Here is a 15,537-nt window from a genome sequence, read left to right on the forward strand (position 1 = left end):
ATTAGAGATGAATGACTGGAGGCGAACATGTTATTCACCGACCGTGTCCACGCCGGCCAACACCTGGCCGCTGCACTCTCCTATCTGGCCGGGCAACCCGACACCATCCTGCTGGGATTGCCGCGTGGTGGTGTGCCTGTGGCCGCCGAGGTGGCCAAGGCGCTCGGCCTGCCGCTCGATATTCTGCTGGTGCGTAAACTCGGCGTGCCCGGTCATGAGGAATACGCCATGGGCGCGATTGCCGGTGGCGACCTGATCTTCCTCAACCAGCAAGTGCTCAGGCAGCTACGCCTTGGGCAAAGCCAGGTCGATGCCGTCATTGAGCGCGAGCGCGCCGAACTGCATCGCCGTGAGCAGCGCTACCGTGGCGACTATCCAGCCCCAGACCTTAAAGACCGCAACGTGGTACTCATCGATGACGGCCTGGCTACGGGCGCGACCATGCGCGTTGCGATACGGGCAGCCAATCAGGCCGGAGCCCGCAGCGTGGTGGTTGCGGTGCCGCTCGGCGCTTCGGATACCTGCGCCGAGCTGGCGCCGCTGGTCGATAGGCTGGAATGTCCGTACCCGCTGGATGATCTGGGCGGGGTGGGCGCCTGGTATGGCGATTTCAGCCAGACCACCGATGAACAGGTAATAGAGCTGCTCGAGCAGTACCGACGGGGAGGTGCGCGTGAAGAAGACGAATGATCAACGGGCGATTGAGGTCATCGAGCAGCATGCTGTGCCCCTCACCGGCAGCGACGCGGATTACGATGCGATTATCGACGCCGCGCGCGGCAAGCCATATGTGTTGATCGGCGAGGCTTCGCATGGCACCCAGGAGTTCTATCACGCACGCGCGCAGATCACCCGTCGGCTGATCGAGGAGCAGGGATTTGCGGCGGTGGCGGTTGAAGCCGACTGGCCGGACGCCTACGCCATCAACCGCTTTGTCTGGAACCTTGACCCAGGCGCGACCGCCGAACAGGCGTTGGATGTGTTCGAGCGCTTCCCCCTGTGGATGTGGGCCAACACCGAGGTGCTCGAATTTGTCCGGTGGCAGGCTGAGTTCAACCAGTCACCGCAGCGGGCCGAAGCCGGCAAGCGTCCCGTGGGGTTTTACGGGCTGGATCTGTACAGCATGTCCAGTTCGGCGCATGCGGTGATTGCCTATCTGGATGAACACGATCCGCCGGCGGCGCGGCGCGCCCGCGAGCGTTACGCCTGTCTGGAACAGTTCCTCGGTGAGCCGCAGCGCTACGGCCACTCGGTGGCCTTTGGCATGAGCGAGTCCTGTGAGAAGGCCATTACCGATCAGCTGATTGAAATGCAGGGCATGGCGCTGCAACGGCTGATGGGCCTCGGGCTGGTGGAGGACGAACAGCGTTTCTGCGCCGAGCAGAACGCCCGGCTGGTGCGCAATGCCGAGGAATATTACCGCTCCATGTTCCGTGGCGAGACCAGCTCCTGGAACCTGCGCGACGGACACATGTTCGAGACGCTGGAAGCCCTGCGCGAGCATCTGGATCACCAGCTGGGGGACGCAGTCGGCATAGTGGTCTGGGCGCACAACTCACATATTGGCAATGCGGCGGCGACCGAGATGGGCCAGCACGGTGAATTCAACATCGGCCAGCTGGCGCGGGAGAAGTACGGTAGTGAGGCCTTGCTGGTGGGTTTTACCACGGCGACGGGCGAGGTAACCGCCGCCACCGACTGGGATGCCCCGGGGGAGCGCAAGACAGTGCGTGCGCCGCTGGCGGGCAGCTATGAGCAGCTGTTTCAGCAGGCCAGCCCGAGCAATTTCCTGCTCGATCTGCGCGGCAGCACTGCGCTGACAGAGGCCTTGAGCAAGGCCCGCCTGCACCGCGCCATCGGTGTGATCTATCGCCCGGAAACCGAGCGCCAGAGTCATTGTTTTTTCAGTCAGCTGCCGAAGCAATATGATTTTGTGCTGCATTTCGACCAGACCCATGCGTTGCAGGCACTGGCCGAAGGCGCCACCGCGCCCGGCCTGGAACCGGACGAAACCTTTCCGAGCGGGTTGTGATGGGCGGCGTAACCAAGGCGGCTTACTGGGGACACCGTTGGGCCGGGGGATCTTCCTACAATCAGCGGGTCCGGAGTTAAACGATAGTAAACCAGAGGCGCGCTGCGCACGCCGTCGCGGCGAGGTCGCCACNGCCGAGGAACTGTCCGAAGGCAAAGAACAGGGTCGCGAAACTGAACGCGATGGGGATGTAGCGGGGCGCAACCTGATCGGTCACGCTGGTCTGGATCATCGCAAACAGGCCGTTGACCGATGCTCCCATCACCAGGAAGTGGAAGAAGAAATAGGGCAGGGTCTGCCCGATGAGCGGCAACCCGACGGCGGCGATTACCAGGAAAATGCACATCGCCAGTGCGTTGCCCCGGCCCCAGGAATCCGACACCCAGCCCCATAGCGGACCCGCGGCAATGGAAAGCAGGCCCATCATTGCCATGTAACGGCCTGCCATGGCTGCGGTGTGGCCGCTTTCGATCATGAAACTGACCATGAACACTGTCTGGACGATATAACCCAGGCCGATGATGCCGTAGGTGGTGGCCACGATCAGTACGCGCGGATTCCGGTAGATGCGCCATTTGTCATCGGACGGCAGGCTGCCAGCAGCGCCGGTCGTGGCCCTGGGCGGATTACGGACAAAGAGACCGATCATGAGCGCCACAAACAGGGCAACGCCCGAGAAGACGCCCCAACTGACCCGCCAGCCCTGATCGCCGAATACCGTGAACATAAAGGGCACCAGGACGCCGGAGACCAGAATGCTGATACCGACACCGCTGGTCATGCAGCCAATGACGAACCCGCGTTTCTCGGGAAACCAGGTCGCGAGCAGCGCCACCATGGGCGCAAATGAAAAGGCGGTGCCAAATCCCAGCAACCCCATAAGGATCAACACCAGCCAGAAGTTGGTCGCTAATGCCAGGCCGAGGAACCCCACTGAAACCGAGAGCATGCCGAACATGACGGAGGCCTTGGCTCCCCAGCGCGCCGCCGCCAGGCCGCCGGCCATGACAAAACTGACGTAACACAGGGCCGTAACGGTGCTGAGAATCCCCGCCTGCTGGTAGGACAAACCAAGGTCCGCGCGCATTGCAGGCAGGATGATGCCATAGGCGAGACGGGCAAAGCCGATCACCACCAGGGACGTAAGGGTGCCGCACAGTACGGTAAGCACCATGTTCGGGCGATTTGCATTCTGGGACATCGGGGCTCTCTTCTGGTCTTCCACTTCACAGCCGCTCAGGTTATCAGGTATCCGCTGTGATGGCCGGCCGAGACTCAATGCTCTTCCAGACCAGACCGAGCAGCGCGATGGCTAGCACGGCAAGCAGCGCACCGGTTCCCGACGCATTCAGCACCTGCAATGTGAGACTGGAGATCAGTACCCAGAGCGCGGGAACGATGGCGGCGATCCAGACGGCCAAACCGCGCAGCAGTATCAGCCCCAGACCCAAGGTGGTGATCGCAGTGGGATCGGCGTGTATGCCAAACACTTCTGCCTGGTACCAGGAACCGCCGTTCAACAGCGTCATGAGCGGCGGGATGATCAGGCCGAAGAGGGCGATTGCCACGCCGATGATGACCGGCGGGCTGGTGCGGCGTGGTGCTGTGTCCAGGCCAAGTCCGGTCAGCCCAAGCACTATCAGTAGCACGGCCTGGGCGAAGAACGCGTAGCCGACATAGCCTCCGGCCCAGTTGAGTTCTGCATAGCGCAGAGAGAAGAACGCGACGGCGACGAATGCCCAGAGCGGGGCGGGTAGCAGGCAGGCGAGCCGCGTGTGGCCTTTGAGTGCCAGCACAATCGAGGCTGCGCCGAGCGCCAGTGTCAGCAGGTGCAGCGGCCAGAAGGTCTCACCCATGCGCTCAAGCAGGCGAAAGTACACATCCGCCGTGAAGGGAATGAAGTCCTGCAGCTGGTAACTCGACCAGTCGTTCATAGCGATTCGATATAGGCTGCCATCCGCTGCCGGGCGTCAGGCGAGGGCATGGGGTCGTGGCGGGCGCGCATGTTTTCGTGCAGGTGCTCGACCTGGGTGGTCGCCGGGATGGCGCAGGTAATCGCCGGCTGGCTGACGATAAACTTCAGCAGAAAGTCCGCCCAGGTGCTGCAGCCGCATTCCGCTTGCGCCCACTCGGGCAGTGGCTCGTTACGGCGCTTGAGGTTCTTGATCAGGCGACCGCCATCGTAAGGCCGGTTGGCGATCACGCCGATGCCCCGTTCTTCTGCCAGGGGCAGCAGCCGGTCTTCCGCTTCGCGGTTGGTGATGTTGTAGGTGAGCTGAACGAAGTCGATATCCTCTGAGCGCATGATTTGTTCGATCTCTCTGTGACGCCGCCCGTGGGAGGTAGTGATACCGATGTGACCGATCGCGCCCTCGGCTTTCATCTCCTTGAGCGCCGCCAGATGCGCGCGCCAGTCGGTCAGGTTGTGTACCTGCACCAGATCGAAGTGCTCCACATGCCAGCGGTCTTTCAGCTCGGCGACCTGCTCGCGGGCTGAGCCCCCGGCCGGGCTCCAGACCTTCTCCGCGGAAAACAAGCTGCCGGGCGTGCCGAGCTGCTGCAGCGCATAGCCCATGACATCCGCCGCCGAACCATACATGGGCGAGGAATCAATCAGGCCGCCACCGTGCTCGAAAAACGCCTTTACCACCTCGGTGCGGGCATCGAGCAATTTCGGATCGCTGCCGACATTAAAGGTGCGCCAGGTCCCCAGGCCGATGACCGGGAGCGTGTGCCGCGGCCCGCTGATGTTTGCGTGCAGGCCTATCGACGGCAGCATCATGGCGGCTAGTGTCGCGCCGATGAGCTTGAGGCTTTGTCTGCGCGTGATGCGATGGTTCATAGCGGCCGCTCCTCCATGCTTTTATGAATCGGGACCGTGGAGGCCAACACCAGCACAAAGCATGTCAGCACAAATACCTTATTAACAAACCAGTTGGTACGCCAGATTGACCACTCCGGGTCGGCGAGAAAACGGACGAACAGGGTGCAGATGATGAGGATTTCAATGACGGACATGCCAATAGCCAGCGCACGCGTGTAACGAGGCCGCGCCAACAGCGCCCACCCCAGCCAGATGTGCGCCAGTGGCCACAGATCCCAATAGATATAACGCGCCCAGGGCTCTCCATAAGCCAGCGCATAGCCAATCGGAAACAGGTATTTGATGAACAGCGTCCAGGCGGCGAGGATGAACAGCAGGTGGGCGAGAAAGCGGGTCCAGGCGTTTGGTGGCTGTTGGGTGGGCAGTGACATAACAACGCTCCTGTCCCAGGCTGTCGTGACCTGACTGTTTAATCTTTGGCTGTGAAGTAGTCTAGCTTGTGTGTAGCAGCGGCCATTGAAACCCGATCATTATTGGAAGGTAGTCAGAGTTATGAGCGAACAGATGCAGACTCAAGGCCCCGCTGTCCGGGACGAGCACCTGGTCGATGTATATCGAGCAGAAGAGGGTGGGCCATCGCCGTGGATTGCGATCAGCGACCAGGTGATGGGTGGTGTTTCCACTGCTGAGGTACGACAGGCCGAGCGCGAGGGCTCGGCCTGTAGTTGTCTGACTGGCCGCACCCGTCTTGAGAACAACGGCGGCTTTGTGCAGATGAAGCTCGAGATTGATCCGAGCTGGCAGTGTGGCGACTACGCGGGCATGTTTATCGAACTATGCGGGGCGGCGCACGACTATAACCTGAGCGTCAAAACCTCTCAGCTCACTAGGCCCTGGCAATCCTACCGCCGGACGCTGACGGTGGCGCCGCAGTGGACGCGGTTTGTCGTGCCCTATGCAGAGCTGCGTCCGCACCGCATCGACGTCGAGCTTGACCCAGTGACGATCCGCAGCGTTGCCGTGGTGGCCATTGGTACGGCGTTCGATGTTGACGTGTGCGTTCAGCGCGTTGGATTTTATCGCTGAGGCGAATGTCGACCTGCTGTGCTTGACTCAATCGAAGCCCGAATTCAGGCGCGCGTCGACGGGTTCTCGTATTCGCCCGTGCGCGATTGTCGCGATCCAACTGTTATGCATTAGTAGGCCTGCGATTCCCAACAACTGCTGATGATGGAGACTTGCGAACATGGAGAGAGTGATCACTGGGCTGCTGGTGCTGGTCGGCATCATCCATCTGCTGCCCGTTTCTGGTGTGCTGGGACCGGAGAGTCTGGCTGCCTTGTATGGTGTGTCGCTGGACGAGCCCAACCTTGAAATCCTCATGCGGCATCGCGCAGTCCTGTTCGGCTTGCTTGGCCTGTTTCTGATCTACGCGGCGTTCAGGCCTGCTATGCAGTTGTTGGCGATAGGCGCGGGTTTCGTCAGCGTGGTGTCTTTTATCCTCATCGCATGGTCAGTGGGTGGCTTCAACGAGGCGATTCGCCGGGTGGTGCTGGCGGATGTGGTGGCGGCAGTGGCGCTTGTTGTTGCTGTGGCTGTTTATGTCGTCTGTCGTGATGGGAGGCGGCTCGTCCGGTGAGCCACTTGCGTTCGTTGGTCTGAGGTTCGTCATGGTTGGGGCGGAGCTTTGGCGCTACTGAGGGTTTTTCGCCGCGGCGGTGCGGCAATCCGATCGCGCCTCCCACGGGTTAGTTGGTGCGCTGGATAAGAATGGGGTTTGGTACAGTTCCATTGTCAATTCAAGGCACTAACCCGCAATCGGCACGCTACCTACCCGTGGGAGGCGCGACTCGCGGCGATTGGGACTAGCAGCCCCTAAAAAGCTAAACCACTTCACAGTTTCCGCAACCTTCCAGGTCCACATCACAAAACTCGAGCCATTCACCCAGCCAGCAAAGCCGTAACTGATCAAACGAAACTCAACCCACATACCTACACCCCCCATGAAACCCAAACCCCATTCCCAATCGCTACGCAAAGGCCGACATTCCGAGCCCGGCACGGACTGATGGAGTCGGTGGGGGATTATTCGCATTGGGATGCTGCTAGGATTTGGAGATAGGTAATGGCTAAGTATTGGCGACCAGGCCCAATCGCCGCGGGTCGCNGTCGCCGGACCGCCTCGGCCCGACGGCGTGCGCAGCGCGCCCGACTCCTACAAAATGAACTGCCCCCAAAAAATTGGACAGATTTTCTAACGAGCCTCAACAGCCCGGTTCCTGTATACCACAGGGCTTAGGCTGTTGAGACTCAGCTTGATACGGTCATGGTTGTAGTAGTGGATATACTCATCCAACCCTGTCTTTAGCTCTTCGATACTCTCAAAATGCTTCAGGTAGAAAAACTCGGACTTGAGAGTGCCGAAGAAGCTCTCCATTGCGGCATTGTCCAGACAGTTACCTTTGCGCGACATGCTCTGGCTGACACCGTGGACGGCCAGCTTTTGCCGGTACTGTCGCTGCTGGTAGTGCCACCCCTGATCAGAATGGATCACCAGCTTTGGCTGCTCCTGCAAGCGAACGAGGGCCTTGTTCAGCATGTTGTCGACCAGCGCAAAAGAGGGTCTGTTAGCCATTTCATAAGCGACAATTTCACGGTTGTACAAATCCATTACGGGTGAGAGGTACAGCTTCTTCTGGGCCACCTTGAACTCGGTCACGTCAGTCACCCATTTCTGGTTCGGGCACTGGGCGTGGAAGTTGCGCTCCAGCAGGTTGGGTGCAATCCTGCCGACCTCTCCGCGATACGAACGGTATCTCTTGGGCCGTACAACCGAGCGTAGATTCAGCTCTGCCATCAGACGCTCTACCACCTTCTTATTGACCAATGTACCCGTTGCACGAAGCACAGCAGTAATACGGCGATACCCGTAAAGCCCGCGCTCCCGAGCGTACACCTGCTGTATCCACTGTTTGAGCAGGGCATCCTTGTCTGGACGCTGTTGCACCCTGAGCTGATAGTAGAACGTGCTGCGAGCCAAACCAGATAGCTTCAGAAGAGAGGCTAGCGGGAACCGGCTTTTCAGCTTCGCAACGATCCGGGTATTTTCTGCCGCCTTCGCCTTTTCTGTTCCTGCAAAGCTTCCAACTCCTTTAGGTAGGCGTTCTCCATGCGCAAGTATTCAATTTCAGTCATCAATTGCTCGCGTGACTTGAGTGCATCTTCTTTGGCTGGAGGTGGAGCGGGTTTGGGCTTATTCGACATGGCAGGCTTTCGTTGTTTGGCAAGAGTCTGGGGTTCACTGCCATTACTGTAATACTGGCGCTCCCAGATGCCTACCAGAGACGAGTGGCCCAGACCAAAATGTGCGGCAACCTGGCGAAGAGAGAGGTGGTGGGCGCGTTTGTATCCCACAACTTCACGCTTGAAGTCAGGAGTGTACTGCTGACCTGGCTTGCTCAGACTGGTAACCCCGTGGAGCCGATAACTCGACACCCACCGCCGCAGCAGACTGACGTCGACATCAAACTGCCTGGCAACCTTGCGAAAGCCATTATCACCTTCAAGATACGCCTTGCAGACCGCGATCCTGAATTGCTCTGTGTACTTGTTCATTCGATCCCCCAGTAAGCTGGATGGTGTCCAACTTCTTGGGGGCAGTTCAGAATGGGGCCTCGCTTTGCTACACAATGCGCGGTCTGGCACTTCATTTCGAGAACCACACAATTGCGGGCGCTTTGCGTGCGGCCGGGATATTATTCGCGCCCCATCACGCAGCCTCAAGCATCCGCCCATCATGCCCAGAAACGCCATTTATACCGATCTGTCGGGTTACTACGACTTAATGTGTGCGGATATCGACTACAGGGCTCAGAGCCAGGGTATTCAGCGGCTGCATCAGTTATTCGGTAATGCTGGAACGACGCATCTTGATCTGGCCTGTGGGACGGGGCCGCATGTGCGGCATCTTCTGGATGCGGGCTACCAGAGCAGTGGGCTCGACATCAATCAGCCAATGCTGGATCTGGCGTTGAAGCGCTGTCCGGAGGCGCACTTTTCTCTGCAGGATATGTGTGGCTTCACGGTGAGCCAGCCAGTCAGCCTGATCACCTGTTTCCTGTATTCCATCCACTACAGTGCCGGCTTGAAGAGGCTGCAGGCATGCATCGCCAGTGTGCATGCTGCGCTGGTGGCAGGTGGGCTGTTCTGCTTCAACGCTGTCGAGAAACGCATGATCGACAATGCGTCTTGTGTATCGCACACCGCCACGCATGCCGACGGTGTATTCAACTTCAGTTCCGGTTGGCATTATTCAGGCGAGGGCGAGCAGCAGTCTTTGAGGCTGCGCATCGAAAGAACCGCTGCTGATGAAAGCCATGTATGGCAAGACGAGCACCCTATGGTGGCGGTGAGTTTCAGCGAGCTGATCGAGCTGTTGCAGCCGTATTTTGAGGTCCACGTGCTGGAGCATGACTACGAGAGCATCCTTCCCTGGGACGGAACATCCGGCAACGCGCTATTCGTCTGCGTGAAGATTGAGGCAGAATCCGGGCGGTGCGAATTCTGACCTAGGGCTTCCGGCTAGCAGCCAACAGCTTTTATTTGGACACTGTCAGATGACTGGCATAAGCTTGGTAGTGGCAATAAGAAATCAGCTGGCGCGAGCGGGATTGCTCGCCAATCGAAGCGTATCCGATATACCGGAATGGAGGCCTCACCCCTTTGCATTATCAGCAAACCGAACTTCACGTATGCGCCTGTGCGGCATGCTGTGTGTCAGCCCTGAATAACCGGGTCTGCGGCATGCGCTGCCTACCCACAGACTGTTCGGTCGCGTCAGTATGATAGCTGGCCTGAACTTCGGCAGCACACCGGACGAGATAGAAAACCAGCGTAAGCGTTTGTTGCTTTACGCCTCGGCAGCCCTTGGCACTACCTTCCTTTCGACCTTCTGCGTGGTCTCCTTCGTTCAAGGCCGCACGTTGATGGCCTTTATTCTGCTGCTTTTCGTTGGGATTGTTCTCGCCTGCGCCTACCTCGCGAAGGTACTGGTGCAAGTCCAGCGGGTCTGCTTGTTTCTTGGGCTGGTGTTGTTCTTTCTATCAAGTTATCTGCTGCTGGGTGGCGGCGCGGACGGCACCGGCGCCTATTGGTCCTATGCTGTGACCATGCTCATGGTGCTGCTGGTCGGGCCCAAAATCGGCATGCTGTACATGGCGTTATATCTGCTGCTGAATAGTCTGGCGTTGTCCAGTTCGCTGCCTTTTGTCTATGCATACTCGGACATCAGTGTTTCGCGGATCATCTCCACCTCGGTCATCCTCTACACCCTGATTCTGGCCAGCGAATGGATCCGGATCGGCTCCTACGGCGCCATTTCATCGGCTTCCGAATCGTACCGGGCCCAGGCCAACTCTGATCCGCTGACGCATATTCTCAATCGCCACGGGGTGCAAAGCAGGTTCAAGGCCCGGCCGCTGGGGTCATCCGCCGCATTGGTGATGATCGACGTCGATCACTTCAAGAACATCAACGATACCCATGGCCATGACTTCGGTGATCGGGTGTTGGTTTATCTCGCCGAGAGCCTGAAAAAGCATACCAAGGGCGGAGATATTGTCGGGCGCTGGGGTGGCGAAGAGTTTCTGGTAGTGCTCTATGGCACCTCGATCGACTCAGCCGCTGAACTGATATGCAGAATCAAAGACAACTTTCACAGCGAGCCCCTGAGCAACAACGCAACCAGGGTGCCCGTGACCTTCAGTGCCGGCATCGCCAATCTGGATCGAGTCGAGGATTTTGAATCCGCCGTCCTTCAGGCTGACAAGCGTTTGTATATGGCCAAGGAGCAGGGCAGGAATCGGGTGGTAACCGGCTAATCCGATCAGGGGTTAGGCAACTATTGGTAACGGTTCAAAGTTGGTGGTGCTCATTGTTGCGGGGTAATAGTTAAGGTTAAGCTCTTGAGCTGCTGAAGGTTTTCGCCGCGGCGGTGCGGCGATCCGATCGCGCCTCCCACGGGATGGGATTTGTGCTCATGGGCAGTGATTGGGGCATCCGCAGGACGCCCCGGGCTTCAACAGGGTGAATCAATCCCAGCTCAAGGCCCCGCCGGTCTGGTACTCGATCACCCTGGTTTCAAAGAAGTTCTTCTCCTTTTTCAAGTCCATGATTTCGCTCATCCAGGGGAAGGGGTTGGTGGTGCTTGGGTATTCTTCTTTCAAACCAATCTGCGTCAGGCGGCGGTTGGCGATGTATTTGAGGTAATCCTCCATCATCGCCGCGTTCATGCCAAGCACGCCGCGGGGCATGGTGTCGCGGGCGTATTCGATTTCCAGCTGAGTGCCCTGCAGAATCATCTGCGCGGCTTCGTCCTGCATAGTGGCATCCCACAGGTGCGGGTTTTCGATCTTGATCTGATTGATCACGTCGATGCCGAAGTTCAGGTGCATGGATTCGTCGCGCAGGATGTATTGAAACTGCTCGGCGACGCCGGTCATCTTGTTGCGCCGGCCCATGGACAGAATCTGGCTGAAGCCGCAGTAGAAGAAAATCCCTTCTAGTACACAGTAAAACGCGATCAGGTTGCGCAGCAGCTCCCGGTCGGTCTCCAGCGTGCCGGTCTCGAAGGTCGGATCGGAGATCGAGCGCGTGTACTTGAGGCCCCAGGCGGCTTTTTTCGCGACGCTGGGAATCTCATGGTACATGTTGAAAATCTCACCTTCGTCCATCCCCAATGACTCCACGCAGTACTGGTAGGCGTGGGTGTGGATTGCCTCTTCGAAGGACTGGCGCAGCAGGTATTGGCGGCACTCGGGGTTGGTGATCAGCCGGTATACGGCCAATACCAGGTTATTGGCAACCAGGGAGTCGGCGGTGGAGAAGAAGCCGAGGTTGCGCTTGACGATGCGGCGTTCGTCGTCGGTCAGCCCTTCGCGGTTTTTCCACAGAGCGATGTCGGCGGTCATGTTTACTTCCTGCGGCATCCAGTGATTGGAGCAGCCGTCGAGGTACTTCTGCCAGGCCCAGTCGTACTTGAAGGGCACAAGTTGGTTGAGATCCGCGCGGCAGTTGATCATGCGCTTGGCGTCGACGTTTACTCGTGCAGCGGAGCCTTTCAGATCTTCCAGGCCTTCCTGGATGTCGAGCTCGTCCAGAGCCGCCTTGGCACGGGCGACGGCGTTAGAGTCGTCGCTGGCGACGCGGCGAGCGCTGTCGGTGAGCGCTTGGGTCGAGGTAGCGCTCGACGCTTTCAACGGCGTGGCGGTGGTGTGTTCGTTGTCTTGGTCGTCCCAGCTGAGCATGGGCTAGCTCCTGTTCTGTTGTGTCATTAAATGGTGCGCTTGGGCACTGCTTAGCGTGTTCGCTGCCGTATGGCGTAGCGCAGGCGCACTACACCCCCAGGGGGCAGCTGGGTTTTGCTGGGATTGGCGTGCGGCTCGGGCTGCGTTCGGACGCGCCGGTTTTCCTGGGGTTGGCGTGCGCCTGCGCGCCGACAGGATTTGTTGTAGCCGCAGCCGTAGACCTGGCGTAGCGCAGGCGCACTACGCCCCCAGGGATAGCACGAGCGCTACGCTGAGTTGTTTTACTGGCAAGCCTCACAATCGGGTTGGTCGATGGAGCAGGCGTTGGGCACTGGCGCCGGGCCGGACGACACAGCGTTGAGATTTCCGGTTTCGACGGTGGATTTTTCCGTGCTGGTCGCGGCCAGGGCACGCAGGTAGTAAGTCGTTTTCAGGCCGCGGTACCAGGCCATGCGATAGGTCAGATCGAGTTTCTTGCCCGAGGCACCAGCGATGTACAGGTTCAATGACTGGGCCTGGTCGATCCATTTCTGGCGGCGGCTGGCGGCTTCGACAATCCATTGGGTATCCACTTCGAATGCCGTGGCGTAGAGGGCTTTGAGGTCCGCTGGCACGCGTTCGATCTGCTGCACCGATCCGTCATAGAACTTCAGATCGTTGACCATGACCGGATCCCACAAATTGCGTGCCTTGAGGTCGCGCACCAGATAGGGATTGATCACGGTGAACTCACCGGACAGGTTCGATTTGACATACAGGTTCTGGTAGGTCGGCTCGATGGACTGGGAAACGCCAGTGATGTTGGCGATGGTCGCCGTCGGGGCGATGGCCATGATGTTGGAGTTGCGCATGCCTTGCTTCACGCGCGCTCGCAGCGGCTCCCAGTCCAGGGTCTGGCTGCGGTCGACATCGATATACTCGGCGCCACGCTGCTCGGTGAGGATGTCCAGTGAGTCCAGCGGCAAAATACCCCGGCTCCACAGCGAGCCTTCGAAGCTGGCATAGGCGCCGCGCTCCTCGGCCAGATCGCAGGAGGCCTGAATCGCGTAATAGCTGAGCGCTTCCATGGACTGGTCGGCAAAGGCGACGGCGGCGTCCGAGCCGTAGGAGGTGTGCTGCAGATAGAGCGCATCCTGAAAACCCATGATGCCGAGGCCGACCGGGCGGTGTTTGAGGTTGGAGTTCTTTGCCTGCGGCACCGAGTAGTAATTGATGTCGATGACGTTATCCAGCATGCGTACGGCGGTCTTGACCGTGGCAGCCAGCTTGACGGTATCCAGTTTGCCGTCCTGCATGTGGTTCGGCAGGTTGACCGACCCCAGATTGCACACGGCGATCTCATCGGCCGAGGTGTTCAGCGTGATCTCGGTGCACAGGTTGGAGCTGTGGACGACGCCGACGTGCTGCTGCGGGCTGCGCAGATTGCAGGCGTCCTTGAACGTGAACCAGGGATGCCCGGTTTCGAACAGCATGCTGAGCATCTTGCGCCACAGGTCGCGAGCCTGCAGGGTCTTGTGCAGTTTGAGTGTGCCTTGCTCGGCCAGTGTTTCGTAGTACGTATAGCGCTGTTCAAAGGCGTTGCCCGTCAGGTCGTGCAGATCGGGCGTATCGGACGGGGAGAACAGCGTCCACCGGCCGTCGTCGAATACACGCTTCATGAACAGGTCGGGTATCCAGTTGGCGGTGTTCATGTCGTGGGTGCGGCGGCGATCGTCACCGGTATTCTTGCGCAGCTCAAGAAACTCCTCGATATCCAGATGCCAGGTTTCCAGATAAGCGCAGACCGCGCCCTTGCGCTTGCCGCCCTGGTTTACCGCCACGGCGGTGTCGTTGACCACCTTGAGGAAGGGCACAACGCCCTGGGATTTGCCGTTGGTGCCCTTGATGTAAGCGCCCAGTGCGCGCACGTTGGTCCAGTCGTTGCCCAGGCCACCAGCGAATTTGCTGAGCATGGCGTTGTCGTGGATGGCGTGATAGATGCCGGATAGTTCGTCAGGAACGGTCGTCAGATAGCAGCTCGACAGCTGCGGGCGTAGGGTGCCGGCATTGAACAGGGTCGGCGTTGACGCCATGTAGTCGAAACGGGAGAGCAGGTTGTAGAACTCGATGGCGCGTGCAGTGCGGTCTGCTTCCTCGATAGCCAGGCCCATGGCGACGCGCATGAAGAATATCTGCGGCAGTTCGAAGCGCACGCCGCCCTTGTGAATGAAGTAGCGGTCGTAAAGTGTTTGCAGGCCCAGGTAGGTGAATTGCTGATCGCGCTCATGCTCGATGGCTGCGCCCAGCGCGGCGAGGTCAAAATCATTCAGACGTGGGTCCAGCAGTTCCAGTTCGACGCCGGTGCTGACGTAGACCGGCAGGGCTCTGGCGTAATAGTCAGCCATCTGGTGATGCGTGGCGCTGGCGGCCACACCGAGAAAGCCCAGCGCTTCGGCGCGCAAACTGTCCATCAGCAGACGCGCTGTCACCTGGCTATAGTTCGGCTCGCGTTCCACCAAGGTGCGGGCGGTCATCACCAGAGCAGTGTTGACGTCCTGCTGGGTCACGCCGTCGTACAGATTTTTCAGTGTTTCGCGCTCGATCAGCTCAGCATCAACTTCGGCCAGACCTTCGCAGGCTTCCATAAGCAGCGTGCGCAACCGTCCAAGGTCCAGCGGCTGCTGGCTGCCGTCCTTCAGCGTGACGCGAATGCTCGGATGTGCCTCAACGGGTTCGTTGCCTTGGCGCGCTTGCCGCTGGCGGGTATGTTCTTCCCGGTACAGCACATAGGCGCGGGCGACTTTCTGTTCACCCGAGCGCATCAGTGCGAGTTCTACCTGATCCTGGATGTCTTCGATGTGCAGGGTGCCGCCGGAGGGCATGCGCCGCCAGAACGTCGCGGTGATGGTTTCCGTCAGCGTATCGACTACGTTATGAATGCGACTTGAAGCGGCGGCCTGGCTTCCTTCTACACCGAGGAAGGCTTTGGTGATGGCGACCTTGATCTTGTCATCGGTATAGCTGACCAGCGCGCCATTACGCTTGATGACCCGCAGGCCCCCAGGCGCAGTCACCAAAAGGTCCGTGTCCGGGTGATTTTCAGCAGGGGTGGCGCCGGTCGAGAGGTGCGTGTCGGGGCCAGGTAATGGCTGCATGGGTTTCTCCTTTGCTCACTATATGTAGTGGTTGGTGTTTGTCATGAATATGCTGTGCCTGGAGCTCTTGGTTAGCATCAGTTCTGTTGTGCGGTGTTTTCATCCCTAAGGCTGGCTTAGAGGTTGTCGTATATGTAGTGCCATGCGTAATTATTGGCACAAGATAGTGTGGTATTGGCGAGGGTGCAAGTGTTGGACACAGAAATGCGTGGAGGGGGTGTAGCGATAACAGCGCCGTTTCAG

Annotated in this window: 13 protein-coding genes; 6 read left to right on the plus strand and 7 right to left on the minus strand. The window is 59.1% G+C overall.

Annotation, left to right across the window (positions count from 1 at the left end; genetic code table 11):
- Window positions 1-27 precede the first annotated feature (27 nt).
- Window positions 28-690 carry a phosphoribosyltransferase gene (locus FHK95_RS08520; RefSeq protein ID WP_178114748.1) on the plus strand — a complete coding sequence of 221 codons (663 nt, stop codon included), beginning with the start codon at window positions 28-30 and terminating at the stop codon, window positions 688-690.
- Window positions 674-2,032, plus strand: coding sequence for an erythromycin esterase family protein (locus tag FHK95_RS08525; RefSeq protein WP_150304185.1), 1,359 nt, complete (start codon window positions 674-676; stop codon window positions 2,030-2,032). Before FHK95_RS08520 ends, FHK95_RS08525 begins: the two co-directional genes overlap by 17 nt.
- Window positions 2,033-2,108: 76 nt before the next feature.
- On the opposite strand, the gene FHK95_RS08530 is transcribed toward FHK95_RS08525, so the two are convergent.
- The 4 genes from FHK95_RS08530 to FHK95_RS08545 are packed head-to-tail and all read right to left on the minus strand — an operon-like array spanning window position 2,109 to window position 5,287.
- Window positions 2,109-3,233, minus strand: coding sequence for an MFS transporter (locus FHK95_RS08530; RefSeq protein ID WP_150304187.1), 1,125 nt, complete (start codon window positions 3,231-3,233; stop codon window positions 2,109-2,111).
- A gap of 43 nt (window positions 3,234-3,276) precedes the next feature.
- Window positions 3,277-3,966: a DUF6064 family protein gene (locus FHK95_RS08535; protein ID WP_150304188.1), complete on the minus strand. Its 690-nt coding sequence runs from the start codon at window positions 3,964-3,966 to the stop codon at window positions 3,277-3,279.
- A complete protein-coding gene (locus FHK95_RS08540; RefSeq protein WP_150304189.1) occupies window positions 3,963-4,874 on the minus strand; it encodes an aldo/keto reductase in 912 nt (303 codons plus the stop codon). Before FHK95_RS08540 ends, FHK95_RS08535 begins: the two co-directional genes overlap by 4 nt.
- Window positions 4,871-5,287, minus strand: a complete 417-nt coding sequence (locus FHK95_RS08545) for a hypothetical protein (RefSeq protein WP_150304190.1) — start codon at window positions 5,285-5,287, stop codon at window positions 4,871-4,873. Before FHK95_RS08545 ends, FHK95_RS08540 begins: the two co-directional genes overlap by 4 nt.
- A gap of 121 nt (window positions 5,288-5,408) precedes the next feature.
- Here FHK95_RS08545 and FHK95_RS08550 point away from each other — a divergent pair, with 121 nt between their 5' ends.
- Together FHK95_RS08550 and FHK95_RS08555 are read left to right on the plus strand one after the other, a co-directional pair.
- The gene (locus FHK95_RS08550; RefSeq protein WP_150304192.1) at window positions 5,409-5,942 is read left to right on the plus strand and encodes a CIA30 family protein; all 534 of its coding nucleotides are present in this window, start codon (window positions 5,409-5,411) and stop codon (window positions 5,940-5,942) included.
- A 160-nt stretch (window positions 5,943-6,102) separates the two neighbouring features.
- Window positions 6,103-6,495: a phosphopantetheine adenylyltransferase gene (locus tag FHK95_RS08555; protein ID WP_150304194.1), complete on the plus strand. Its 393-nt coding sequence runs from the start codon at window positions 6,103-6,105 to the stop codon at window positions 6,493-6,495.
- Between the two features lie 615 nt (window positions 6,496-7,110).
- On the opposite strand, the gene FHK95_RS08560 is transcribed toward FHK95_RS08555, so the two are convergent.
- A protein-coding gene (locus FHK95_RS08560; protein ID WP_456239137.1) for an IS3 family transposase occupies window positions 7,111-8,471 on the minus strand; the annotation gives its coding sequence in 2 pieces (ribosomal slippage) (window positions 7,111-7,976 and window positions 7,976-8,471; 1,362 coding nt in all).
- Between the two features lie 181 nt (window positions 8,472-8,652).
- Here FHK95_RS08560 and FHK95_RS08565 point away from each other — a divergent pair.
- Entirely contained in the window at window positions 8,653-9,423 is a 771-nt protein-coding gene (locus FHK95_RS08565) for a class I SAM-dependent DNA methyltransferase (protein ID WP_150304196.1), read from the plus strand.
- A gap of 274 nt (window positions 9,424-9,697) precedes the next feature.
- On the plus strand, window positions 9,698-10,735 hold the full coding sequence (locus FHK95_RS08570) for a GGDEF domain-containing protein (protein WP_150304197.1): 1,038 nt from the start codon (window positions 9,698-9,700) through the stop codon (window positions 10,733-10,735).
- Between the two features lie 210 nt (window positions 10,736-10,945).
- On the opposite strand, the gene FHK95_RS08575 is transcribed toward FHK95_RS08570, so the two are convergent.
- Window positions 10,946-12,160 (minus strand): ribonucleotide-diphosphate reductase subunit beta, encoded by a 1,215-nt coding sequence (locus tag FHK95_RS08575; RefSeq protein ID WP_150304198.1) that lies wholly within the window; start codon window positions 12,158-12,160, stop codon window positions 10,946-10,948.
- Between the two features lie 281 nt (window positions 12,161-12,441).
- On the minus strand, window positions 12,442-15,294 hold the full coding sequence (locus FHK95_RS08580; RefSeq protein WP_150304199.1) for a ribonucleoside-diphosphate reductase subunit alpha: 2,853 nt from the start codon (window positions 15,292-15,294) through the stop codon (window positions 12,442-12,444).
- Window positions 15,295-15,537: the final 243 nt, after the last annotated feature.

It is taken from the genome of Pseudomonas saliphila (assembly GCF_008638345.1).
In the GTDB taxonomy this organism is placed as follows: Bacteria; Pseudomonadota; Gammaproteobacteria; order Pseudomonadales; family Pseudomonadaceae; genus Halopseudomonas; species Halopseudomonas saliphila.